18 protein-coding genes and 1 pseudogene are annotated in these 24470 nt (G+C 47.0%); 1 reads left to right on the plus strand and 18 read right to left on the minus strand.

Annotation, left to right across the window (positions count from 1 at the left end):
* Positions 1–301: 301 nt before the first annotated feature.
* The 4 genes from gltB to thpR form a co-directional block, all read right to left on the minus strand.
* Complete coding sequence (gene gltB, locus AC5ELV_RS16300; protein ID WP_493431006.1) at positions 302–4900, minus strand: glutamate synthase large subunit; 4599 nt, start codon at positions 4898–4900, stop codon at positions 302–304.
* A gap of 463 nt (positions 4901–5363) precedes the next feature.
* On the minus strand, positions 5364–6047 hold the full coding sequence (locus AC5ELV_RS16305) for a metal-dependent hydrolase (RefSeq protein WP_493431007.1): 684 nt from the start codon (positions 6045–6047) through the stop codon (positions 5364–5366).
* Between the two features lie 155 nt (positions 6048–6202).
* Complete coding sequence (locus tag AC5ELV_RS16310; protein ID WP_493431008.1) at positions 6203–7015, minus strand: cell wall hydrolase; 813 nt, start codon at positions 7013–7015, stop codon at positions 6203–6205.
* A 111-nt stretch (positions 7016–7126) separates the two neighbouring features.
* A complete protein-coding gene (thpR, locus tag AC5ELV_RS16315; RefSeq protein ID WP_493431009.1) occupies positions 7127–7693 on the minus strand; it encodes an RNA 2',3'-cyclic phosphodiesterase in 567 nt (188 codons plus the stop codon).
* A gap of 224 nt (positions 7694–7917) precedes the next feature.
* Between thpR and AC5ELV_RS16320 the strand changes: the two genes are divergently transcribed.
* The gene (locus AC5ELV_RS16320) at positions 7918–8874 is read left to right on the plus strand and encodes a D-2-hydroxyacid dehydrogenase (RefSeq protein WP_493431010.1); all 957 of its coding nucleotides are present in this window, start codon (positions 7918–7920) and stop codon (positions 8872–8874) included.
* A gap of 4 nt (positions 8875–8878) precedes the next feature.
* Here AC5ELV_RS16320 and AC5ELV_RS16325 read toward each other — a convergent pair whose 3' ends face one another.
* From AC5ELV_RS16325 to AC5ELV_RS16390, 14 genes and pseudogenes are all read right to left on the minus strand, one after another.
* A complete protein-coding gene (locus AC5ELV_RS16325; RefSeq protein ID WP_493431011.1) occupies positions 8879–9865 on the minus strand; it encodes a TRM11 family SAM-dependent methyltransferase in 987 nt (328 codons plus the stop codon).
* Positions 9866–9878: 13 nt separating this feature from the next.
* Positions 9879–10825: pseudogene (locus AC5ELV_RS16330) on the minus strand (MsnO8 family LLM class oxidoreductase).
* A 68-nt stretch (positions 10826–10893) separates the two neighbouring features.
* Complete coding sequence (locus AC5ELV_RS16335) at positions 10894–12309, minus strand: deoxyguanosinetriphosphate triphosphohydrolase family protein (RefSeq protein WP_493431012.1); 1416 nt, start codon at positions 12307–12309, stop codon at positions 10894–10896.
* Between the two features lie 229 nt (positions 12310–12538).
* Positions 12539–13450 carry a nickel transporter permease gene (gene nikC / locus AC5ELV_RS16340; RefSeq protein WP_493431013.1) on the minus strand — a complete coding sequence of 304 codons (912 nt, stop codon included), beginning with the start codon at positions 13448–13450 and terminating at the stop codon, positions 12539–12541.
* Positions 13451–13485: 35 nt separating this feature from the next.
* Positions 13486–14490, minus strand: coding sequence for an ABC transporter permease (locus AC5ELV_RS16345; protein WP_493431014.1), 1005 nt, complete (start codon positions 14488–14490; stop codon positions 13486–13488).
* 29 nt (positions 14491–14519) lie between these two features.
* Positions 14520–16175: an ABC transporter substrate-binding protein gene (locus tag AC5ELV_RS16350; protein ID WP_493431015.1), complete on the minus strand. Its 1656-nt coding sequence runs from the start codon at positions 16173–16175 to the stop codon at positions 14520–14522.
* 803 nt (positions 16176–16978) lie between these two features.
* Complete coding sequence (locus AC5ELV_RS16355) at positions 16979–17944, minus strand: glycoside hydrolase family 25 protein (protein ID WP_493431016.1); 966 nt, start codon at positions 17942–17944, stop codon at positions 16979–16981.
* A 158-nt stretch (positions 17945–18102) separates the two neighbouring features.
* Positions 18103–18549 (minus strand): phage holin family protein, encoded by a 447-nt coding sequence (locus tag AC5ELV_RS16360; RefSeq protein WP_493431017.1) that lies wholly within the window; start codon positions 18547–18549, stop codon positions 18103–18105.
* 111 nt (positions 18550–18660) lie between these two features.
* On the minus strand, positions 18661–19539 hold the full coding sequence (locus AC5ELV_RS16365) for a tail fiber protein (RefSeq protein ID WP_493431018.1): 879 nt from the start codon (positions 19537–19539) through the stop codon (positions 18661–18663).
* A 14-nt stretch (positions 19540–19553) separates the two neighbouring features.
* The gene (locus tag AC5ELV_RS16370) at positions 19554–19943 is read right to left on the minus strand and encodes a phage tail-collar fiber domain-containing protein (protein ID WP_493431019.1); all 390 of its coding nucleotides are present in this window, start codon (positions 19941–19943) and stop codon (positions 19554–19556) included.
* A gap of 42 nt (positions 19944–19985) precedes the next feature.
* A complete protein-coding gene (locus AC5ELV_RS16375) occupies positions 19986–20753 on the minus strand; it encodes a putative phage tail protein (protein WP_493431136.1) in 768 nt (255 codons plus the stop codon).
* A gap of 224 nt (positions 20754–20977) precedes the next feature.
* Complete coding sequence (locus tag AC5ELV_RS16380; RefSeq protein ID WP_493431020.1) at positions 20978–21244, minus strand: hypothetical protein; 267 nt, start codon at positions 21242–21244, stop codon at positions 20978–20980.
* Positions 21245–21305: 61 nt separating this feature from the next.
* A complete protein-coding gene (locus AC5ELV_RS16385) occupies positions 21306–21917 on the minus strand; it encodes a hypothetical protein (protein WP_493431021.1) in 612 nt (203 codons plus the stop codon).
* A gap of 12 nt (positions 21918–21929) precedes the next feature.
* Positions 21930–24470 carry a hypothetical protein gene (locus tag AC5ELV_RS16390; RefSeq protein WP_493431022.1) on the minus strand — a complete coding sequence of 847 codons (2541 nt, stop codon included), beginning with the start codon at positions 24468–24470 and terminating at the stop codon, positions 21930–21932.

Consider the following 24470-nt stretch of genomic DNA (forward strand, 5'->3'; position numbering starts at 1 on the left):
TTTGAAGGGACGATGGGCATATTAGGTTTGTTTGTGTACTCTAAAAAAATCATAACCAATCCAAAAATAAATAACAAGACATAAACTCTTACGTAAACGGTTACATTCCAAAAAATTTGGTACTTTTTATAACATATTTACCGTTTCAGGAAAACATTTCGGGGGTAATGTCAGAATTTATGACGTTTGTCAAGGAAACAAATCACATTTTTAGTAACCTAAAAAAGACTAGCTGATACCACCGTGATTATAACAGCGGTATTCAGCGAGTCCTTTTTTAGTGAATTTGGTAGTCTACATTTTAGCCCCCGGCACGCGCCAATTCACGCATATTGGCTTCAAATGCTGCCAACAGAGCTTCATCTCCGCTCAAACCAGTTGCCTCTTCTTTTTGAATCTGTTCAACCATACGCTTGTAATCCTTTGGAATCACTCGTACAAACTGCTGAATCGCAGTCTGCCAATCATCCAAAATACGTTGTCCCGCTTCACTACCTGTGTAAGTGACATGGCGTTGAACCAAGCCGCGCAAATCCGCTGCTTCTGCAGGTTCTTCCACACCTTCCAGCAACACCATTTCCAAATTACAACGGCTCAGGAACGTCCCCTCAGGGTCATAGACATATGCAATACCTCCGGACATTCCAGCTCCAAAATTCCGTCCAGTTCCACCCAACACAGCTACACGTCCGCCCGTCATATATTCGCAACCATGATCCCCAACGCCCTCAACAACAATACGTGCGCCGGAATTCCGAACGGCAAAGCGCTCGCCTGCGATTCCGCTAATGTAAGCTTCACCGCTGGTCGCTCCATACAAGGCTGTATTTCCGATAATAATGTTCTCTTCTGCCTTAAAGGTCGCTTTGTGAGACTTTTTCACAATAACCTTACCGCCAGATAGCCCTTTACCGACATAGTCATTGCTATCGCCTTCCACACTCAGTGTGATGCCTTTCGGAATAAATGCCCCGAAGCTCTGACCTGCCGATCCAATAAAGTTAAAGCGAATCGTATCCTCAGGCAGACCCGCCGCTCCATACTTACGGGTGACCTCGCTGCCCAGAATCGTCCCTACCGCCCGATTCACGTTTGTAATAGGTAAGGTACCCTCAACAGGCGTTCCGTTCTCCAGCGCTTCCGCAGCCATCGGTACGAGCTGCTGCATGTCGAGTGTTTCTTCCAGGCCGTGATTTTGGCGTTGTACGCGGTAACGTACACTACCTTCTTCCAACTCAGGAACATGCAACAGCAAGCTCAAGTCTACGCCCTTCTTCTTCCAGTGCGAATCAGCGTTCACGGTATCCAGACAATCCGTACGTCCAATCATTTCCTGAATCGTACGGAAGCCCAATTCCGCCATAATTTCGCGGACATCTTCTGCGATGAAACGCATAAAATTCACCACATGGGCAGGATCGCCCATATAATTTTTGCGCAGCTCTGGATTCTGTGTAGCCACACCAACCGGACATGTATCCATTTGGCATACCCGCATCATAATACAGCCCAACGCCACGAGCGGCGCTGTAGAGAAGCCGTATTCTTCCGCGCCCAACAGGGCAGCTACTACCAAATCGCGGCCAGACAGCATCTTGCCGTCTGTCTCCAATACCACGCGGTCGCGCAGGTTGTTTAACATCAGCGTCTGATGCGTCTCCGCCAGACCCAGCTCCCAAGGCATACCCGCATGACGAATGGAGCCTTGCGGAGAAGCGCCTGTACCACCGTCATAACCGCTGACCAGAATAATGTCAGCACGGCCTTTAGCTACCCCTGTAGCAATCGTGCCTACGCCTACCTCTGACACCAGTTTCACGTTAATGTCAGCACGCGGATTAGCGTTTTTGAGATCATAGATGAGCTCTGCCAAATCCTCGATAGAATAAATATCGTGATGCGGTGGTGGTGAAATCAAACCTACTCCTGGCGTAGAACCACGGACCTCAGCGACCCAAGGGTATACCTTACGTCCTGGCAGTTGTCCACCTTCGCCCGGCTTCGCGCCTTGCGCCATTTTGATCTGAATTTCGTCGGCATTCACCAAGTAATTCGATGTTACACCGAATCGGCCCGATGCTACCTGCTTAATCGAACTGCGACGAGAATCACCATTGGCATCCGGTATGAAACGTGCAGGGTTCTCCCCACCTTCACCCGTATTGCTCTTGCCACCGATCCGATTCATCGCAATCGCCATATCTTCATGCGCTTCCTGACTGATCGAGCCAAAGGACATGGCCCCTGTCTTGAAGCGACGCATAATGGATGCAGCGGATTCCACTTCATCCAGTGGCACAGGCTCACCAGCAGGCTTCAATTGAAGCATGGAGCGAATCGTCAAATACTGTTCAGATTCACCCTGTACCAGCTTGGCGTATTTCTTGTAAAGCTTGTAGTCTCCCGAGCGAACTGACTGCTGGAGCAAATGCACCGTTTGTGGGTTAAACAAATGCTCTTCCCCATCGTTACGCCATTGATATTCGCCGCCCGAATCCAGCACTTTGTCGTTGCCGTCCTTGTCGGTAAAAGCACGGTTATGATGAACCAGCGCTTCGATAGTCACTTCCTCCAGACCAATACCGCCAATGCGGGAAGGTGTCCAGGTGAAATAACGATCAACAAAATCCTGTTTTAAACCTACGGCCTCAAAAATTTGCGCCCCACGGTACGACTGAATTGTGGAAATACCCATTTTGGACAATATTTTAACGACACCCTTCGTTGCCGCTTTAATATAATTTTTAACTGCCTTTTCGTGCGAGATGCCGCGCAGCAAACCCTGCTGAATCATGACATCCAGCGTTTCAAAAGCCAGATACGGATTAACTGCACTCACACCGTAGCCAAGCAACACCGCATAATGGTGAACATCCCTTGGCTCGCCGGACTCCAGCAGAATACTTACACGTGTGCGTGTACCCTGTTTAATCAGATGGTGATGCAGGCTGGAAACAGCTAGCAACGCCGGAATGGCCGCATTTTCCGCATCCACTCCACGGTCGGACAAAATCAGGATATTATGACCTTTGTCAATGACACGGTCAGCCGCCTCAAACAATCCTTCCAGCGCCTTGCGTAAGCCCTCAGCACCTTCCTTTGCTTCAAAGAAGATCGGAATGGTCATGGATTTGAAGCCCGGACGGTGTACGTGGCGAATTTTGGCGAACTCCTCATTCGACAACACCGGTGAATCCAAACGAATCTGACGACAGCTTTCCGGTTCTGGATGCAGTAAATTGCGCTCTGGTCCAATCGTAGTTGCGGTTGACGTTACAATCTCTTCACGAATGGCGTCAATCGGCGGGTTCGTGACTTGGGCAAACATTTGTTTAAAGTAATTGTACAAACGTTGTGGACGATCAGACAGCACCGCCAATGGTGCATCGTACCCCATTGAGCCAATCGGTTCTGCACCTGTAAGTGCCATCGGCTCCAGAATTTTGCGCAGTTCTTCAAACGTATATCCAAAAGCGAGCTGAAGCTGATTTACATTTTCATGTTTAGGCTCCGGCTGTTCCAGTGCTTCCGGCAGCTCATCCAGATCAACCAAGTGCTCATCCAGCCATTGCTGATAAGGTTCCTCGGAAGCGATACGTTCCTTTAACTCTTCGTCAGAAACGATGCGGCCTTCTTGGGTATCAACCAGCAGCATACGACCTGGACGGAGACGATCCTTATAGAGCACATTTTCAGGAGCAATATCCAATACCCCCGCCTCTGAAGACAATGCGATCAGATCGTCCTTGGTCACATAGTAACGTGCAGGACGCAGACCGTTGCGGTCGAGAATGGCCCCGATTTGGATACCGTCTGTAAACGCCATTGCAGCAGGTCCGTCCCACGGTTCCATCATGGTGCTGTGATATTCATAAAATGCCCGCTTCTTCGGGTCCATGGTTTCATGCTTATTCCAAGGCTCCGGCACCATCATCATGGCTACATGAGGAAGGGATCGTCCGCTCAGATACAGAAACTCCAGCGTATTATCAAACATGGCTGTATCGGAGCCATCCGGGTTAATGACGGGTTTTACCTTCTTGATATCTCTGCCAAACGCTTCACTTTCAAACTGCGCCTGACGCGCATGCATCCAGTTCACATTCCCGCGCATGGTATTAATTTCACCGTTGTGAATCATAAAACGATAAGGATGCGCACGGTCCCAGCTCGGGAATGTATTCGTGCTAAAACGGGAATGGACCAGCGCGATTGCCGATGTCACCCGCTCATCCTGTAAATCCAGATAAAATTTGCCTACCTGCTCGGTTGTCAGCATTCCTTTGTATACAACCTTGCGGCATGACAAACTTGGAATATAGAACGACTCACCGTTCTCATCCTCTTGGTTATAGCGAATAGCAAGCTCTGCACGTTTGCGAATGACATACAGTTTCCGTTCGAAGTCCAACTCTTCCTTCAAATCGCTACTGCGACCGATGAATACCTGACGCACACCTGGTTTAGCTGCTTTTGCCGATTTCCCCAGCATTTCGTCATAAGTTGGAACATCGCGAAAACCCAAACAATTTTGACCTTCGTCCACGATGATATCTCTTAGCTTCTGCTCATGTACCTCACGAACTTTGGGATCATTGGATACAAAAAGCATACCAACGCCATAATGTCCGGCCTTTGGCAATTTGAAACCCAATCGCTCCGCTTCCTCTTGAAAAAACAGATGAGGGACCTGAATCATAATCCCTGCTCCGTCACCGGAGTTTGGTTCACTTCCCTGACCGCCCCGATGCTCCATATTCACGAGCATGGTCAAAGCCTGACTTACAATATCGTGCGATGGTTTTCCCTTGATGTGGGCAACAAAGCCCATGCCGCAGGCGTCTTTTTCGAATTGGGGATCATATAGTCCCTGTTTGGGTGGTAAACCTGTCTGTCTCATGGAACGCAACCTTTCTGTTATAAAGTCATGCTGGCCTGAAATACAGGCGGCCGAATAGAAGACAGTGGCAACAAGAGGTAACTCAAAGAACAACTACGAGGAATGGGGGACAAAACATGTGACGTATTCAAGGCGGTACGGTCCGCCGAATGCGTATGTTTTTCAATAATTATGCAATGGCTTGACTTGAAAAATACGTCGATTCCACTGATGAATCTAATTAGTTCTATCATTTTATCATTGACCTATCATGTTAGCAATTCAAAGTTTTTATGATTGTGATAATAAATCTTTTACATTACAGCTTCAACGTATCAATGCAAAATTATCTCATTTTTATGTATAAATATTCATTTTTAAAAAACAGCCTTTCCTATTCCTCTAAGGAACAGAAAAGGCTGACAAAGGAGATTTGATGAGTTTATAGACCATCAAGTGTATTCCCGCAAATCAGATATCGGTATTAAAATTCGAGACTTTCGCCGGGCTTCAATGATTTCCCTTCAATGCCTTCTTTGTGCAGACGATCACAGAAGCCGTCTCCGTCCTGCTCAATACCCGGGAACGTATTGTAATGCACCGGTATTACGCGGCTTGCACGCAGCCATTTTGCTGCCAGCAGTGCATCCTCCGGTCCCATCGTATAACCATCTCCGATCGGCAATACCGCAGCATCAATGGAATTGGTTTCCCCAATGAGACGCATGTCGCCAAACAGGCCGGTATCCCCTGCATGGAAAAAGGTTTGACCTCCCATGGTCAATAAAATCCCAGCAGGCTCTCCCATGTAAATGGTTTGTCCGTTCACCGTCAAAGATGAGCTGTGGAACGCAAGCGTGAATTTCACATGGAAACCGTCAAATTGGTGACCCCCACCCAGATTCATACCGTGAGCCTTGGCCCCCAAGGATGAACAATATTCGGCCAGTTCCGCGACCGCGATTACTGGACAATCATTGCGCTTGGCAATTTCAACAGCATCTCCAAAATGATCGGCATGACCGTGTGTCAACAACACGGCATCCACCTGAATATCCTCGGCCTGTACGGTTGCTTTAGGATTTCCCGTCAAAAAAGGATCAATAATAATCCGTTTCCCCTCTGCCTCTACCAGTACAACTGAATGTCCATAATATGTGATTTTCATATCATCTACGCCTCCTTTGTCACTTTCATTATTTGGGTTACTTTCCTTTACCTATTATACCTCTTTTGCATAATGGCTTCACCTGTACCACAAAATCCGTTCACAAAGCTGAACCCTATTGTTTAGAAAGGGCTGTTATTTGTAGAAGGCTGCCTTTATTTATAGAAGGTATGATGACCGATAGTTTTCACCTTGGTACGCGAATGATGAACCGTAAGGTCCTGGGCCAACGTAAGCGACAGGAAAAAACAGGTGTTATCAGGCACGGCTTTATGGCCGTTCAAAGCAGCAGTAACCGCACGTATGCTGTCCTGGTTGGGCTGAACACGACGAAGACGCCCGTTCGCGACCGGACTAAATTGCGCTTTTTGAAAAATCACTGCCTGAATCGTATCGGGAAATGGGGCTGACCGCAGCCGGTTTAAGACAACGTTGGCAACTGCCACTTTGCCTTCGTACGGTTCGCCTTCTGCTTCTGCCATCACTATTTTTTGCAGCAGGAGCAGTTCTTTAGCGGAGACAGGATAGCTCCAGGTAGACAACGCCTTGTCATCCTGAGTGAGCATTTTTGTCTTCGTAAAGTAGATGGTTGTAGGAGGGGTTAGGATTGCGGACTTGCTATGCTGGACGTCAGGCTTTTTCTTGCCTGTAGCAACGTTATTCCGAGCTTGTTCCGCCTGCTTCATCTGAGAAGCGGGTAACGGAGTCGGCATGATTTCTTTCCAGCTTGGCTGCTCATGAGCAGCGACAAAGATGGGGCTTGTCCTGTTTGACCCGTTATGGGTCCCCATCCTATCGCCATATGAAGGAGCCGAAGAGTTCCCTGACCAGCTCAGAGATTGCATAGGTGTATTTTTATGATTTTTCTGTGTTTGCTGAACCTCAGCGTAGAGGCCTATCCCCAATATACAAACAAGCAGCACACTCAAAAGAGGTGCAAACCAACGATGTTCTTTAACGATTTCCATAATGTTCCTCCCGTTAACTTTAAGCACATTCCTCAGATATGTAACCCAAAATGCGCCTTTTGAATAACGCTGAAACACTATATCACTAAATTCGCTGATAGATCAAGGCTTTCACCTCATTAATGGGAATGTTTGAATTATTTGGTACATCGGTTTTTGACCCATTCGGGTTGCATATAAAACAAATTGTCCCACTTCCCATGGCTCGTTGCATCGGTCATTTGGCTGCCAAATAGACGGGGGAATAGGCTGTTCTCCTGTGTACGAACGTGCTAGGGTGATATGAGGTCGATAAGGTCGTTCCTCGGGTTTAAAACCCAGCGGTTCGGTAGCCCTGAGTATAGAGTGGTACAGCTGATCCAGCGGCTCTCGCTGTCCGGTCACTCCCCTCCACAATACACGCGGAAATTCTTCACGCCCAAAGAAGCCTGCTTCTCCAATACCAAGCGTGAACGGGCCATGCTCAGCTGCAGCCTGAACTAAAACCTGCTCAAGTCTCGGTGTATCCGAGATCTTCACATCACCCAGAAACTGAAGTGTCACGTGATAATCTCTGAAATCACTCCATTTGCGAAAAGACAGGTCTTTTAAATCCTGCTCCACCCAATCATGTAACTTCTTCTTATGCTCATTCGGGAGAGTAATAGCTGTAAAAAGTCTTTGCGATTCATCTTTCATCAATCTATACCTCCTTTAATAGATATTTGTGGATACCTCAAAAAGTAGCTGTTTGGATTGTCCCTAATCAGGGTAAAGCCATTTGTTGTTATATATAGTGACACCGCAAGCTCGTTTTTACCCTTCCTATGCAATTTTTTCGGCAATCTGTTATTCTTGAAAGGATGGTTCGCCAGAATATATTGGAAACTCCAAGGAATCAAAAATCGAGGAGGCTATGAACTATGGGAAACATTTTAAGCTTACATCAACTGACGGAAGAGCAAAAAAAACAAGTTCGTGCAGCAGCTCCGGGCTACGAGTTGATTATTGGCAAAGCTCAGGAATTGGAGTCTAAACAAATCCGGGAGGCCGAGGTTATTCTGGGCTGGTCCAAGCATATTGCCGAAGAGGCGTTACAGCCAGACAGCAAGCTGAAGTGGATACAAACCTGGTCGGCTGGGATTGATAAGCTACCGCTTACCGAATTGGAGAAGCGTAACATTTTACTCACGAATACGAGTGGTGTGCATGCAATTCCAATTACAGAGCAGATCTTTGGAATGCTGCTATCGCATACACGTTATTTACAGCAAGCAGCTCTCTTGCAACGTCAGAAAACATGGCAGCCACCGAAAGGCCAACTGACGGAATTACGTGGTAAAACGCTGTTGATTACAGGCGTTGGCGAAATTGGCCGTGAAACAGCGCGGATTGCAGAAGCCTTTGGCATGCGGGTGATTGGAGTCCGGCGTTCTGGCAAGGAAGCTCCCCATGTAGAGCACATGTATACTAACGAACAACTACACGAAGCACTGGGAGCAGCGGATATCGTGGTAAATATATTGCCATTCACCGAGAAAACCCATCATTTCTTTGACGAAAAAGCATTTGCAGCTATGCGTAAGGGAGCCTTCTTCATTAATGTAGGCCGCGGTGGCACCGTTCATACGGATGCGCTTGTACGCTCTTTGGAGCAAAAGCATATTGCCTTTGCCGGACTGGATGTATTCGAGGAAGAACCGCTACCTGCTTCACATCCGCTATGGAGTCTGGAGCATGTCTTGATCACACCGCATATTGCAGGCGATACGGACCGATATGCCGAACGGGCGGTAGATATTTTTCTTACTAATTTGAATGCCTATGCCGCTGATCAGGAGCTACCGCTGAATTTGGTTAACTACAAAACTCAGTATTAATACACTACTTACAGATCCAGATTTCCCGACTCATACCTGTCTTATGTATGCGGCATTGCTCCGTAAGGGTCCAGCCTGACTCGGATAACAATGTTTCCATCGGCTCCGTGCTCACGACCACTGCCCGTGCTGCCAAGCGTCTCAGACTGCGCAGCATCTTCTTTTGTTCATCAGCCGGGAGCACGGAGCACAGGTTATAGGGCATATCCAATATGGCCGCATCGTATGTGCCTTCGAGCATATTCATATCCCCGAGCTTCACTAGATCTTCTTCATATCCAAAATGACGCAAATTCACTCGTGCCCCACGCACCGCCAACGGGTTGATATCACAACCGCGAATATCCTTTCCCATACTCAATGCCTCAATCATTACATTGCCCATACCACAACACGGGTCTAGCAGTTTCAATGAGCCTGGCTCTTCCTTTGCTACTGTTAGATCAGTTGCTGCCAAATTCACAAGTGCTCTGGCTACCAGAACGGGTAGTCCAGTAGAATAATTTTGCGGCTTCTGACGACGCTCCTGCCACGATCTGTCGCTATACTGACACGTTCCCAGTAGCCACCGTTCTCCTATCCGAATAACACCAAGGGTGATATCCGGTGTCTTCATTTGCGCCTGCCCATGAATGCGTGCACCAACTCGGCGCTCGATTCCGCGCCGCTCGTCATAGTCTGCCTCATGGTCACCTTCTTTAAGGCACAATACCTTAAAGGTCTTTCCTTCCTCAAGTTGTAACATAGAAGCTGCTTCGCATAGCTCTTCCAGCGTACCCGCATCTGAGATTACATCCAGTCGAAGATGAATAAACGGACTGGTCCCCGGCTCCAGCCGCCGATGGGACAACAGGATGGAATCCTGCACGGGTAGCTGACCGAACAAGCATTTTAATTCCAAAAGACACAACTCACGCTCTGTTTCATGACATGCATAGGTATATATGTAGCTTGGTTTCATTTCATCGATATTCGCTTCCTGTTTATTCATGTCATATCTCTTTTCATTTGGAATCAAGGCTAGAATTTACGGCCTCCGCTATTAGACGGTAGGAGTGAAGCCGCTGCTCATAATCAGGAATCGGTGTGACCAACAGAAACTCATCATTATCATATTTAATCTGCAAGCCGCGTAACTGTTCAGCAATATCCGGCGGCGTTCCCACCAGCCAGCTGGCTCGCATTGCCGGGTCGCCCAATGAAATCTGACCAGCCCATTGCTGCGCCAGCTCATCCGTCAAGGCACATACTGCTCCTACAGCAACCATGGTACGTGGCTTGTCCATTCGGTTGGATGGCTGAAAGCTGGAGCGGTAAATGCTTAGCATTTCTTCTGTTTGCTGTTCACTCATAAACTGACCGAATACATAGCCTGTTGAATACCGGGCGGCATATTCGGCACTTTTTCGGTTTGTACCCAGCATCCACACTGCTGGCGGCTGTTCAGGCATCGGCCGGGCAAACACTGGCACCTGTTCATATTCGTATATGCCTTCCAGCAAAGCCAATAGAGCCTCCATCGTCTGTGGCAGCTCCATCACATGTTGAAGAAAATTACCGCTCAGTGCCATTGAAGCATGAGGTCCACCACCAGGTGCTCTCCCCAGGCCCAATTCGACTCTGCCAGGATATAGAGCGGCCAGCAGATGAAACCATTCCGCGACCTTGACTGGACTATAATGCGGAAGCAAAATAGCACCCGCACCCAGTTTGATTGTCTTCGTCACCGCCCCGATATGAGACAGCAGCACTTCCGGGCTGGAGGAAGCCAGCCCCTCCATATCATGGTGCTCCGAGGTCCAGTAGCGTGTATATCCCCATGCTTCTGCCTGTCTCGCTAGTTCACCAGCTCGTTGAACCGCCTGCTCTGGACGGTTACCGAGCAGCAACGGCACCATATATCGAGCACACCGAGATTCAACCTTTTTATAGATAAAGACCGAGATCGCACAGACACATTCCTCCCTCCTGCTATCCGCTACAAACCAGTTCCTTCTACTATATAGGGTAATTTAAAGGTCAATCCAGATCATAAATGGAACCCACCTTCAGACCGTATAACTCATTATAGATTTTTTCAGCAAAAGCATCGGTCATGCCTGCAATATAGTCTATGACCATATGCTCCCATGTCCAGATAGGCTTCGTCTTGGCTTGGTCGCGCTCATAGCGCTGGAGCCAGTCGCTTGGAATAATAGATTTGGACGTTTCCGGGTCCAGAAAAGCCAACCAAAGTCGTTTGAGCATCCACTCACTCCGTTTTTGCAGTCGCTGTACGCGCAGATCGCGGATCATCGTAACCCAAGCAAAGCTTTTCAACACACTCACCGTGCGCAGCATATCCACATCTTCGCTTCCATCCCGTACGAAGGTCACCTTTTTCCAATTTCCATCATCAATTACACCCAAGCTGCTGACAAACAGGCTGACCCAGTATGCCTTCACTTCACGGCGGGTACGGGAATAATCGTGTTCACACATCGGCATCTTGCCATTCCACACCTTCAAAAATTCACTCAGCACAGCCGCTACCTTCTGCTCAATCTGAGCCAGTTGCCAGCCTTGCCAGAAGCTATCCTCCAACGTGGTGATTTTCTCCGTAATCAGACGAATTAAATACGGATCATACAAGAAGTGCTCGTGTACCTCGATTTTCCCAGCCTTAATCCCATCCTCCAGATCATGCGCAGAATAAGCGATATCGTCGCACAGGTCCATAAGCTGGGCCTCCAGCGTTTTTTTACCATCAGGGATACCCCAATCCTCGCGGATGGAACGTATATATTCCCACTCATGCAGGTACAACCCTTTTTTGTTCAGAATCCCTGGGTATGGGTATTTGTTGATCCCCAGTAACACAGCGTCCGACAAATTCAAACCATCTACGTTCTCACGCTTCTCCAAAAACATAATCAGCCGGAAATTGTGTGCGTTCCCTTCAAAATGCTCATACATTCGTCGCTCACGCGCATAGGCCTCCTGTCCACGCTTGGACTCCGGTGTGAAGCCTCCGGCAGAGGATATCTTTTCTACCTTCGTCTCAATCAGTTGATCCAAAATCCCGTCCAGCACCTCTTCTCCCTTGTGTCCGAACGGGGGATGCCCAAAGTCATGTGCAATGGAAGCACATTCTACCACCTCAGGGTCAATAATCAATCCTGCGTTATCTGCCTGTTCCAGCTCTACTTCGGGATGGCGGCGCAGCAAGCTTCGGGATGCTTCACGCGCAATTTGCGCTACCTCCAAAGAATGCGTCAGTCGTGTGCGGTAATAATCGCCCGTGCCTGCGCCAAATACCTGTGATTTACCCTGCAACCGACGGAAAGTCGGTGAATGGATCAAACGGGAATAGTCCCGTTCATATGCAGCCCGTGAAGCGTCGCTTCGTGTCTGTTCCGCAAATTGCCGATGCTCTCTCTTGTCCTGCCATGTCATAAAGCCCACTCCCTACGTACTCAATTGGAGTGATTATACATTTTTTTCGCGCTTCATGAAAGCTCACATGACTTTCAGCTGTAAAAGTTACTTTTAACGCCACTTCGCAGTCGGATGGTGCTTTCTACTCCAATACGGAAATGTCACATAAAAAAGGTGTTCCCCAGCCATTTGCTTCAGGCCAGAGAACACCTCTTTACTCAACTTTATATACCTCACCACTTTTGCCCTAACGCTTCGCCCTCGGGTCCAATACATCCCGCAGGCCGTCCCCCATCAGGTTAAAGCCCAATACGGTCAGCATGATGGATATCCCCGGAAAAATAACTGTCCACGGCGCGTTCTGGATATATTGCCGCGAATCAGACAACATTTTACCCCACTCTGGCTCAGGAGGTTGTGCACCCAAGCCCAGAAATCCAAGCGCTGCCGCTTCAATGATGGCCGTTCCGATCCCCAACGTTCCCTGTACGATGATCGGTGTCAGGCTGTTAGGCAAAATATAACGGAGGATGATTCGTGTATTATTGGCTCCAAGCGCTCTAGCAGAAGTGATATACTCCTCCGTTTTGACACTTAGCACCTTAGAGCGAACTAACCGTCCATACGTTGGGACATTGACAATGGCAATGGCGTACAACGCATTTTCCAATGAAGGTCCTAGAATGGCCACAATAGCAATGGCCAGCAAAATCCCCGGAAATGCCAGTAAAATGTCGAATAGCCGCGAAATGACCATATCTGCCCATTTTCCGTAAAATCCTGCGATTAAACCTAAGGCTGTTCCTACAATCATTGAACCAATAACAGACAAGAAACCGACCCACAACGAGATTCTGGCTCCATACAGCGTGCGGGTCAGTAAATCTCGACCGAGATCATCCGTACCGAACCAATGCTCCGCAGAAGGAGGCTGCAAACGGCTCACCAAATTTTGCTCTTTATAGTCAAAAGGAGCAATCCACGGCGCGATCAAAGCAATGATGACAAAGAAGATAATAATGCTCAGGCCGACGACCGCCATTTTATTGTGACGGAAAGCCCTCCATGCGTCTCTCCAAGGGCCAGTCACGACAGGCAAATGAGCTACTGTACTGCGCGTCGTCGGTATGTTGTTGGGTTCTATTGAAAATTGTGACATCGGACAAGCTCCCCCTTGAACAATTGGCGACTTGATTACTGATAATGGATACGCCGGTCGAGAACCGCGTACAGCAAATCGACAATCAGATTAATGATGACGAACAGGAACGCAATGATCAGAATTCCGCTTTGAATAACCGGATAGTCACGCGAACTGATCGCTTCAAAAATGTACCGTCCAATGCCGGGCCAGGCAAATATAGTTTCTGTCAGTACCGCACCTCCCAGTAGTGATCCCGTCTGAAGACCGATGACAGTAAGCACAGGGATCGCAGCATTTTTAAGCGCATGTTTGTACACGACTTGAAAAGATGCCAGCCCCTTCGCCCGAGCTGTACGGATATAGTCCGCATCCATAACCTCCAGCATACTGGAACGGGTAATACGCGCAATGACAGCCATTGGAATCGTTCCCAGTGCGATACTGGGCAGGATCAAATGCTTGATGACGGTCCACACCTGATCCATACGTCCACCTATGAACGCATCAATAACAGCTAAATGTGTCACAGCTTCCACCGGATCACGGGAATTCATACGTCCGATGGAAGGGAGCCAATGCAGCTTATTTGCAAAAATCCACTGTTCCATCAAGCCCAGCCAAAAAATGGGCATCGATACTCCGACCAGAGCAATGACCATGCTGACATAGTCAAACCAAGAATTTCGCTTCCAGGCACTCACGATGCCTGCGTTCATTCCGACTACAATGGCAAAAAACATGCTCGCTACGGTCAACTCTAGCGTAGCCGCCAGATAAGGTACCATTTCCCGGGCAATCGACTGCCTGGTGCGAATAGAATCGCCCAAGTCCCCTTGTGCCAGCTCACCTAAATAGGTCCCATATTGCTGTAACCACGGCTTATTCAGCCCCAATTGCTCACGTAGCGCCTGCTTGGACTGTTCCGTAGCCTTATCTCCCAGTATGGTTTCTGCTGGATCTCCCGGAATGGCATGAATAATCGAAAACACAATAAGCGTCATGCCCAGCAATACAGGAATCAATATGGCCAGTCTTTTTACAATATATGAGTTCATATTCTATTCACCGCCTGCTTGCGTTTGGGCTATTCAAAATAAATATTTCCGTATGCTTCAATACCTGCCGGAGAAGGTACAAAACCCTTGAGGTTCGATTTACCTGCCATCAGCGGTGTGCTGTGAACCAATGGAATCCACGGGGCATCCTGTTTAATAATCACTTGTGCTTGTTTATACAGTTCTCCACGCTTGTTCTGGTCAACCTCAACCTGAGCCTTCACCAATATTTTGTGAAGTTCCTCATTCACATAAAAACTACGGTTATTGCCTGGGATCGTATCCTTGTCCAGCAATGTATAAAGGAAATTATCCGGGTCACCATTATCCCCGTTCCATCCCAGCATATACAGATCATCCTTCTCCCCCGCCTTAACATCATCCAAATACGTAGCCCATTCCGGGGATTGGATGTTTACTTTGACGCCTATTTTTTCAAAATCGGCTTGAATGGCCTCTGCCACCTTTTTGCCGTCAGGCATATATGGACGAGATACGGGCATTGCATAGAAGGTTAACGGCTCGGGAAGCCCGTTAGGAAAGCCCGCTTCCGCCAGCAAAGATTTAGCCTTATCCAGATCATAGGCGTAATCCTGAATACTATCGTTGTACCCCCATAAGGTAGGTGGCATCGGATTGACCGCAGGCTTAGCCTGCCCTGCAAACAATGCATCAATAATAGCCTGCTTGTTCACCGCGTGATTCAGTGCCTGCCGCACCTTGGGATTATTGAATGTTTTTTTCTTTAAATTAAAGCCAATGTACGCCACATTAAAGGAGGGACGTTCAATTTTCACCAATTCGTTATTACCGTCTAACTGTTTTGCATCATCCGGGTTCAAATCCTCCATCAGGTCAATTTCCCCGTTTTGCAGAGCATTAAATCGCGCGGTATTGTCGGGTATGGAACGAACAATGATCTTTGCCAGCTTCGGCTGCCCCTCTTTCCAATAGTTTGGATTCTTCTCCAGCGTGATAGTATCGTTCCGTTTCCATTCCTTAAATACAAAAGGCCCCGTGCCGACCGGATTACTCTTGAAATCAGCCTTTTTCTCCTGAATAGCCTTGGGACTTGAAATACTAAAGGATGGCATAGCGATATTTTGTAAAAATGGTGCCTGCGGCTTGTTTAGTGTGAACTGGACACTGTTCGCATCTACCGCTTTAACCTCCTTAATCACCCTACTTCCTTCAGGACCGAACATAGAATCATAATAGTCAAACGAGTCACCTTCAAATTTGTATGGACTTTTCGGATCAGCCCAGCGGTCAAAGTTAAACACAACCGCTTCTGCGTTAAAGTCACTTCCGTCATGGAATTTTACACCCTGACGCAGCTTGAACGTATAAACCAGTCCATCCGGTGATACTTCCCAGCTCTCTGCGAGCCCCGGTTGGATCTCCGTTGTGTTTTCCTTATATTCCAGCAGTGTGTCGAACACTTGCATTCCGATTTTTAGCGACTCGCTTTCAGTCACAATGGCAGGATCTAGCGCCACGGAATCTCCGCCGCGTCCATAAATGAGCGTGTCCTGCACGCCCTCTCCTGCTCCGCTTGGTGTTTTCCCTGCCTCTGGCTTTGCTCCTTCACCTGATCCCCCACAACCGGAAAGCGCCAAAACAGCCCCTAGCGCAAGCACCAGCAGAACGGTCCAGATTTTGTGTTTTGCATACTTTTTGCTCATGTAGCAAACCCCTTTCACACCTTATATATTGTTAATTCGTTGATACCGGATAATTGCCAATTCTTTGAATTGACATGACAAGCTTGTCCTCAAGCTGTAATCCCAGGTTCCGAGTTCATCAAATAGGTGTAGTAGGGAAGGTATAGAGGTTCTATGGACAGGCTTTTATTGAAAATACTGGAACAGAAGTGTTCATAATCTAGTGGTGTAAGAGATGCTATTGGGTAATTGAATAGATGTGATGTAAATAAATAGAAAGAGGAGTATGTTAGGTCGTGATGAAAGTGTGATATATACTCACAAACAGTGAATATTATGCTCAAACAAAGTTGATTATTGGATACTTTACTATAAAATCTGGAAGCCGACAAGGGGGTTTTTCATACATTACGATATGTTTTTATACATCATGTCAATTAATATTACAAACCAACTTACACGATCATATCAAATATATGCTCCTGCTGGGGGTCTTTAACCTCCAAGCAGGAGCATAATCTTACCTCAAAAATGTATTCAGCACCAGACCTACATCCTTTATATCCTAATTCCCAGGTATGTTCTGAAATAAACAAACAGACAGGGACCTTTACAGCTCGATCAAGCTGATAGACATGCTGCATTTTCACCCAATGATTCACACTTTTAAAGCGTTCGAGTTCAGCTTATGTAGAAATTATAAAGAACATTACTTTACAATAAGTGCAGGCGGTTGCCTTTGAACCGCCTGTCAATTTACGTTTCAGGTGTATGGCTTGGTTCACATGAAAATAATCCCTTCCAGGCATAAGAATTGCAAAAGATCATTTATTTTTCTTAAACACACCCAGACGGTTCAGTACGACCAGTAAGCGATAAAAATCGTAACTGCTTGGCAGTTTCGCATCCACAATCGGGCTTGTCGGATGAAATGCAACAGCGGCAGCCATCGCTTCCTTCGCCCAGGCCGGTACAGGCATAGCCTGACGCGCCTCCAGCTCAGCTACCCGCTGATCCACCTTTTTAATATAAGCGCTCTGTTCATTCAACGTCTGCTTGAGGACATCTTTGCTGTTTTCAAGAGCGGCGACCTGCTGCTGCAGGGCCTTAAATGCCGCTTTTTCCTCTGCTGTCATTGGCTCATCCTCCTCTTCTCCTGCAAATGCTTGGCGTAGCTCGGCCTCTGTTCCGGCGTATACATTCAGGTCAACCGGTCCTTGAATTCCATCAACCCGTCCACTATCGCTGTATTGCCAAAAGTCCCAGCGCTTCCATGCCGTGGTGTCGCCGGGCACCCGTGTACTATAACGCGCAATCCACAGCTTATAACTACTCAATGACGCTTTGAAATGGGCAGCAAAAGCGTTCCCTGTATATACCATCGGCTTACGGCCGCTTACCCGTTCAAATTCCGTTACAAATGCCAACGCAACCTCATGAATCGCGGCCGAGCTAAGCCCTCCCGGATTATTTTCATAATCCATCACCGCTGGCAAGTCCAGCGCTTTCGCACCACCCACCTGATCCAGCACCTCGGCGAAATGCCTGGCTTCCGCTTTTGCAGCGTTTACACTGGTTGCATCTACAAAATGGTAAGCTCCCAGGAGAATCCCGGCTGCCTTGATCCCTTTTGCATTGGTGATAAATGTCGGATCGACATAACGCTGTCCTTGACTCGCTTTAATAAATGCAAACGATTTACCATCGGCTCGTACACGCTTCCAATCAATCGTTCCCTGATATCGGGACACGTCAATGCCTTCGGCAGCGTTAGGGCTGCGATTCTGCATAAGGCGTTCCCTCCTTATCATTCATAATGTTGTAGATCACTCTGTCTCTGTTATCCATATGCTTGGACCATCTATACGGTCTGGGCTCTTCCACTTTTACACCGAAAAAAGGGCGAAAAGGTAGTCTGCCTATTTTGGTAGTGGCCACTAGTGGCACTTTATAAAGCTTTATTTTCTTTGTCGGAAGGGTCGGTTGGCTTTATTTTTTCTCCACTCGACTTGGACTCAAAAATAGCTACCGCATTCCGCAAAATATCCGGCATCGGCACTCCCATTCTGCCCACATTTTCAATAATGGACAACAGCTCGTTCGCTAAATAAAAGAAAACGACGGCATCCCGGAAGTAATGTGCATCCCCGAGAATACCGTCGATTAGATGAGCTACCGTAATCATCAAAAATACCGTAACCTTGCGAAAAATACCGTAATACCCGTCTCGGCTTTTCAGTTCACCGTTAATCCAGGCCGCAGCCCATCCGGTAAAAAAGTCAATAATGACCATCCATAACAACAATGTCAGCATCGTCGTCCACCCTCCGAAAAAATAACCGATCAAGGTCCCCGTGGAAAACCCCAGCCAAATCTGATCGATCTTTTCATGCATGTTTGTTCCCCCTTTTGAACCAAGCTTTAAAGTGAATGCCCTTGGACTGATCCAAGGGCATTTAAAAACACGCTCTGTGTGGCATCATTTAGTTGTTACTTAGCTCTGTCCTTATTCGAAAGCATACCATTGATAAGCTTGTATTTTAACATTGTTAGATATATAAACGGTTGCACTGATATTAAGATTAAACCCACCCGGTACTCCTGAATAAGAAACAGAAGCATCTGCACCTCTATAAGTGCGAATACCTGCAAGATTGCTAATATAACCGTTATAATCACTAGTACTACTGGAAATTGATATGTTAACCAATACGATGCTAGGTGTAAACGACAATCCTGAGACTGCTAACGATAACAAGGGATTCGTAGATGTCGCGGATACCTGACCATTAAAATTCCCGCTCGCATATTTTTTGGTAGATAATCCACTTATTGCTGACGCTAACTGATCTCCGGTCATACCAGAGTTGGCGCTGCCGCCTTTGCCAGTGATAGCGTTAGCGACCTTTGATTTAAGATCACTGGCTTGCGTAAAAGCCTGGTCTGCCCGGCTATAAGCCTCATTTGCTCGATCATTAGCTGCTTTAACCGCACTTGGCGTAGCTGCCTGATCTGTGGATGTGCTTCCGGTAGATGTATTAAGTTGCACAATCCCCCTAGCCTGCGTAGAAGCAGATGGTAAATCCGATGCAGGATGCGTATGCGCCTTGGGTGCTGCATAATCTTTCGTATATTGTTTGGCATTGGCCTCCGCGGTACTCCATGCCACTTGCTTGGCTGTCGTAACGTGAATATCTGTATTGCTGGCATGATTATCTAACGCTTCCTTAGAAGCAACACCGTTTCCAGCCGGGTCCTTTTTGATATTTTCAACCTGTGCAGCCAATTCCTGATCGTTAGCATAAAGGGTATCAATCGGTCCATTCAGGACGTCCGCATGTCCTTGGTCGGTAGTAACAAATCTGCGTGGTTGTTGTATGCTCATACTTTTTATCCTCCTTAATAGATGTCATCAATTTCAAAAACAAATTCCATATCACTATCCTTGATCTTATTGCTCATTGTACGGATAGCCGTCAGCTTCCCCGCTGAATCTACCAAAGCCAGCTCATTAATCGTCTCACCCGCCAATTCATTTTCTGCCAGTGAGCAAGTATATCGAATTGTTGCAGGAGCAATAAATTCAAAGCTCGTAATATCCTTTTGAACCAGTTCCTTTTTCAACACCTGTTCTGTTCCATCCAAAGGCAGTGGCTTCCCTGCTTGATCCACACCTCCGCTACCAAACGCCATTTTTACTACTTTTGTCAGCGTTCCTCCCTCAGCGCGGGCACGAGCCATTTGTTCCCTTGCATATGCAGTCGTGACTGTCAAAACTTGTTCTGCCATACTTACCATCCTTTCTATCTTAAAAATAAAAGTTATATTGGTTTAGATTGAAATGACTTTCTCGGTTGAGCTTAACATCTGATTACCGTCAAGCTTCATACTTCCATCTAACTTCCAATAATGGTCTCGAATTATCATTCTGCCTTCCTGATGATGATTCACTCGATGCTTGAAGACAAATTTCGAACGGTTTGAATAGCGCATAGGTTCCTCTGTCCACCCGGACAAAGAAGCTATTCCGTTCAGTAACTCGACACCATCTAAATACCATGGCTTCCCACCAAAAAAGCGAACTCTCGAACGTAATCGAATATGAGAAACCATTTCATTCTCATGAAGAAATGCAAGCCTAGTTTTGTTATTCATATAAAAAGCAAGATGAGCAGGCTTAATATCCTCGATGATCTTTTTGAAATCAATCATATTTTCAGGGATTCTATTTTCAAAGCTTATACCAAACTTGTACTCAGCCGGATAAAAATCTACTTCCCCATCGACACCAAATGAGTTCATGATTTTCCGTATTAAATCCCCTGAAAATTTGCCACTCCCACGAAGTTTTGACTCCACAACAGATCGCCGCTGTTCCAGCGGCTTTTCCAAATGGATCGGGATACCCAACTCCATTTCCCAGCGTTCAAGCCCCCAAGTGGCGGTGCGAACAAAAAACTGAGCTAACGTGTCATCTAGCGCAAGGTAAAGAGCATCTAGTTCGCTACCCTTTGCATCCATATCGACGTGCATAACACGGGATGCTTCGTAATAGGCAGGAAGATAGGAAAATAGCTCCGGTCCAAGCGAACTGAACATTCGTTTACTAAAATCATCCGTTACATCTTGGATAACAGATTCTTTTTTTTCGTCAATATCCATCCATACTCACCATCCCCAGTTCTACCCCCTGACCGAATTGAATCGTTATAAAAGGATTGCTTTGTCTGTTCATTTTCAGCTTGGAGAAACCCATTATAATCAGCTTCATTTTTCATACATGCTCGTTCCTCCTTTGGGTACAGGCTGCTTTGCTCAGTTCTCTATACTGTTTTCTTACGGAAAATAGAGTTATACCATTTAACCGTTTCTTCCTGTTCATTCAGAGCATCAGTTGATGACGAATCTTCTAGATTGTCCAATACCAGATCAGAACGATGGGATAAAATCATTTCCTTCACTTGTTTACGTTGTTTTTCATCTAAAGCGTAGCTTCCCATGATAGCTGCTATACTACCTTCTCCCCGATCATAGCGGGTAACACAAGCATAAGCACAAATACGTAATTGAGTCTCTGTTAAAGCAGTCATAGTTATGACTTCACCTCTTTTTAAATAAGAATTTTGCGGCTAAACAGGAGTCAGTACATGGTTATTTTCCTGTGTTACCAAGTATGAGCTGGGTCAGCGTTACTTCGAGATCTGCAATACGCTGCTTCAATTGATCTGTCTCACTTGGCTGTTGCTCTGCTTTTTGTGTCAGTTCCTTAATCGCTTCCTCGCTCAATCCTTCACTCCAGAACGTCGTTGGATCTCTTCGTTCTGGAGCCGTAAATGTATGCGTAAAATATACCGGTTCGTCCCCGCGTTCGTTTTCCAGCTTGTTTTGCCATTCATCATGCAGCTTCTGAAATACTGTCTGAGCTTCCTTGTTCAACTGCTCATACGCGTCCTGTGCTTCTATCACCTTTTGACTATATTCCGCTTCATAGGCCAGCCAGCCTTGGATATCAAAACGAGGATGGTATAGACCGGGTGGCACTGGAATTCCTACTGTATAACCAGCAGGGATGCTTTCTGAACTTGTTCTATCTATGTCACTAGAGCTACTATCAGTAAGCTGATAGGTGTCTAGCTGCTGGTTTGTATCAGATAGCGTGGGCGAAGATGGAGTATAAAAAGGGACGACACCCGAAAAGGCATCGTCCACCAACTCGTCCTCCAGATAGAGGCCGTTTGTATTTACTTTAGGTACTGCTTTCATGTGTTATCCTCCTTATTGCTCTGCTATGAATGGCGGGAAAAGGAGACTCACTGAGGTGCTATCTTTTGCCCCTCCACCACCAAAACAAACTCTTCCATCCGGGAAAATATCAAACTGTACTAAAACAGGCCCGTTGGGTCCATAACCATAAGATACCGGACTTTGTATGCTGATTGGTCTGTAACCTTGCGGAAGAGTAAACAATGCCAACCCTCCATTTGTCAAACCGTTTACGATCAATCCCCTGATATGGACGAACCCGGTACTTTCCTTCATTATTCCTACGGGTCTACTTGTAGCCCACCCATTAAGCAACGTTGGTGAAATCCATGCAGGATTATCTTTATCAGCCTTCTTGTTCTCTACCACAGACAGACGCGTGTTTGCTTGCTGTACGCTGTCCACCAAGTCTGACAGCAGCGTCTTTTCGTTGGCTGCGTATGAGGCTGTAAACGGTACGACTGGCGATGATGCAGCCATAAGGTACGTGACGCTGTATGACTTTTCTGGAGCGTATGCATACAGGTAATCTATATAGATATTTCCGTACCATCCTCCACCTGTGGCGGTAATCCCCCACCGGAATGGCTCCGAAAAACCATTACCGTACACTTTCAAAATCTTAGAGGGCAAGTTTTTTAGTGGGTTGGTATATCCTCCTATACCTATATAATTAATCATCCATCTGCCCACCACGTTTGGATAAACTAAAGGCTTTGAAGGTTCCCGCAATACAATCCCCGTGCCCACTTCAACCTGGTTATCTCCCTCAACAAAGGCGAGTTGACCCTCGCTTATGATAGGCTCAACTGTAGGCGTTGCGAGTTGATATACAAGTTGGTACGGCGTGTACTCTGCATACGATTGCTGAGGTACGGTTTGGGTAAAGTTAGGTGCTCCAATGCGCTGCACCCAATATTTAGTGCCTGTGCCGTTCCACGTTGCTGTAGTCATGGCTTGGGCATTTGCAGGAGTGATGGTATTAGCGTCATACGCCTTATAGCCGTAAAAGTAGGCTTTGATGTCGTCTTGTGTCGGGCCGTAGCTGTCAGCCCATCCACTATCTGCAACCGGAATACCAAAGTAAATATCCCCCGCCGCTGTAACGGCGTTAGAATCGGCGGTGTTGCCTGTGCTACCTTGCGGCACTATCTTACCGTCAAACTTTGTACCAATACCGCTACCAGCCACCGCGCCCAGTGCTCCACCTACCAGTTTTACTTGTCTGACTCCTCCAGTAGCGCCGCCCTCGCCTTGCACCCATGCCATACTACCATCCATCGTCAGACATTGCCATTTCTTAGCTTTGAAGTATTGCCCATCTTTTTCAAATACCGTATCGGCATTAGCACCAGTAACCGGATCGGCGTACAGATCTGTTTGTAATGCCAACATGGAGTCTTCATGCGGCTTGAATGGCTTGGCTGTGCTGCCGATGTTGAGCATTATGTTATCAAACACGAAAGTCCCTGTAGCTCCCTCGGCGGCATTGTTTTGAAGCTCAATGCCCATGCGGTAACAGTTGTTTGGCGTTGTTATGCTGGTGTTAAAAAGGTCGCTTATAAATATGCCGTTAGCATCGTAAAAGCTTACCCGTACATACGTACCTAGTGGGATAGTACCTGAAACCTTATAACTCTTTCCTGGCGCACAAGGTACCACAACCGATGAAGCTTGGTTTCCCGCCGTAGCCTTTAGTTGCAGCTTGTATGGCTCTAGAGCGATTGCGTTAGCATGCTTATTCCATTCATAAAACGGCGGCAACAGGTTTTCACCGTACCGTATCGCGTACGGATTGCGTACAGGCATTACACTGTCTACATAAGGCCATTTAGCAGCCGCTTGCGCTGGTGTATAGCTTGCCGCTGCTGCGTAGTCTGCCTCACTGATCTCGTACACCCGCACGCTGTCTAAATTAAACGTGTTCCCGCTGCTGCCCGTACCCGTGATTGTTACGATGTGAAAATAGTCCTTCGCCGTGAACCGTACAACAGACGGCGCAAAAACAGAGGCAGAAGTTACCTCGTTACCCACAGCACCAGTAATACCATTTATGGATATAGCCACCTTGCTGGTATTACTACTTTTCACGTCCGCTATAGCAATATATTTTCGTCCAGGTGTGGTCAAAAAACTTGCAGACACGGTTGCCGGTACACTACCCAGCGTAATTTTAAACGAGCTACTACCGTTGGTCTTGTTATTATTATCAATTGCAATAGCTACGTTTGAGGACCAGTCGCTTACGGTTTCGCAGCTTCCCATCCGCCCCAACAAATTCACCAACATACGCCCGCTCATCCCTGTCAGCGAAAACGGCGATGCCTTTTCCGCATTAACAATCTGTACTCCGGGTTCCAAAGTTACCGCCTTACGCTCCGTCGTATCCAGACGTTTCTTGATCTCATTTACACCGTCATTCACATCACCTGCGAAATCATCTACAGAGCGCCAGTTTTGGTCCAAATACTTCTCCAGATCAAAATACGTGGTTTTGGGCGATGTGCGGTCAATTTGATTTAAGCCAAGATTTGGTGTTTTTTCACTTACCAT

The sequence above is a fragment of the Paenibacillus sp. NMA1017 genome (assembly GCF_058895805.1).

Bases quoted from the DNA above. Each gene is read 5' to 3' on its own strand.
- gltB (WP_493431006.1), bottom strand. From the start codon at position 4,900: ATGAGACAGACAGGTTTACCACCCAAACAGGGACTATATGATCCCCAA.
- AC5ELV_RS16305 (WP_493431007.1), bottom strand. From the start codon at position 6,047: ATGAAAATCACATATTATGGACATTCAGTTGTACTGGTAGAGGCAGAG.
- AC5ELV_RS16310 (WP_493431008.1), bottom strand. From the start codon at position 7,015: ATGGAAATCGTTAAAGAACATCGTTGGTTTGCACCTCTTTTGAGTGTG.
- thpR (WP_493431009.1), bottom strand. From the start codon at position 7,693: ATGAAAGATGAATCGCAAAGACTTTTTACAGCTATTACTCTCCCGAAT.
- AC5ELV_RS16320 (WP_493431010.1), top strand. From the start codon at position 7,918: ATGGGAAACATTTTAAGCTTACATCAACTGACGGAAGAGCAAAAAAAA.
- AC5ELV_RS16325 (WP_493431011.1), bottom strand. From the start codon at position 9,865: ATGAATAAACAGGAAGCGAATATCGATGAAATGAAACCAAGCTACATA.
- AC5ELV_RS16335 (WP_493431012.1), bottom strand. From the start codon at position 12,309: ATGACATGGCAGGACAAGAGAGAGCATCGGCAATTTGCGGAACAGACA.
- nikC (WP_493431013.1), bottom strand. From the start codon at position 13,450: ATGTCACAATTTTCAATAGAACCCAACAACATACCGACGACGCGCAGT.
- AC5ELV_RS16345 (WP_493431014.1), bottom strand. From the start codon at position 14,490: ATGAACTCATATATTGTAAAAAGACTGGCCATATTGATTCCTGTATTG.
- AC5ELV_RS16350 (WP_493431015.1), bottom strand. From the start codon at position 16,175: ATGAGCAAAAAGTATGCAAAACACAAAATCTGGACCGTTCTGCTGGTG.
- AC5ELV_RS16355 (WP_493431016.1), bottom strand. From the start codon at position 17,944: ATGCAGAATCGCAGCCCTAACGCTGCCGAAGGCATTGACGTGTCCCGA.
- AC5ELV_RS16360 (WP_493431017.1), bottom strand. From the start codon at position 18,549: ATGCATGAAAAGATCGATCAGATTTGGCTGGGGTTTTCCACGGGGACC.
- AC5ELV_RS16365 (WP_493431018.1), bottom strand. From the start codon at position 19,539: ATGAGCATACAACAACCACGCAGATTTGTTACTACCGACCAAGGACAT.
- AC5ELV_RS16370 (WP_493431019.1), bottom strand. From the start codon at position 19,943: ATGGCAGAACAAGTTTTGACAGTCACGACTGCATATGCAAGGGAACAA.
- AC5ELV_RS16375 (WP_493431136.1), bottom strand. From the start codon at position 20,753: ATGTTCAGTTCGCTTGGACCGGAGCTATTTTCCTATCTTCCTGCCTAT.
- AC5ELV_RS16380 (WP_493431020.1), bottom strand. From the start codon at position 21,244: ATGACTGCTTTAACAGAGACTCAATTACGTATTTGTGCTTATGCTTGT.
- AC5ELV_RS16385 (WP_493431021.1), bottom strand. From the start codon at position 21,917: ATGAAAGCAGTACCTAAAGTAAATACAAACGGCCTCTATCTGGAGGAC.
- AC5ELV_RS16390 (WP_493431022.1), bottom strand. From the start codon at position 24,470: ATGGTAAGTGAAAAAACACCAAATCTTGGCTTAAATCAAATTGACCGC.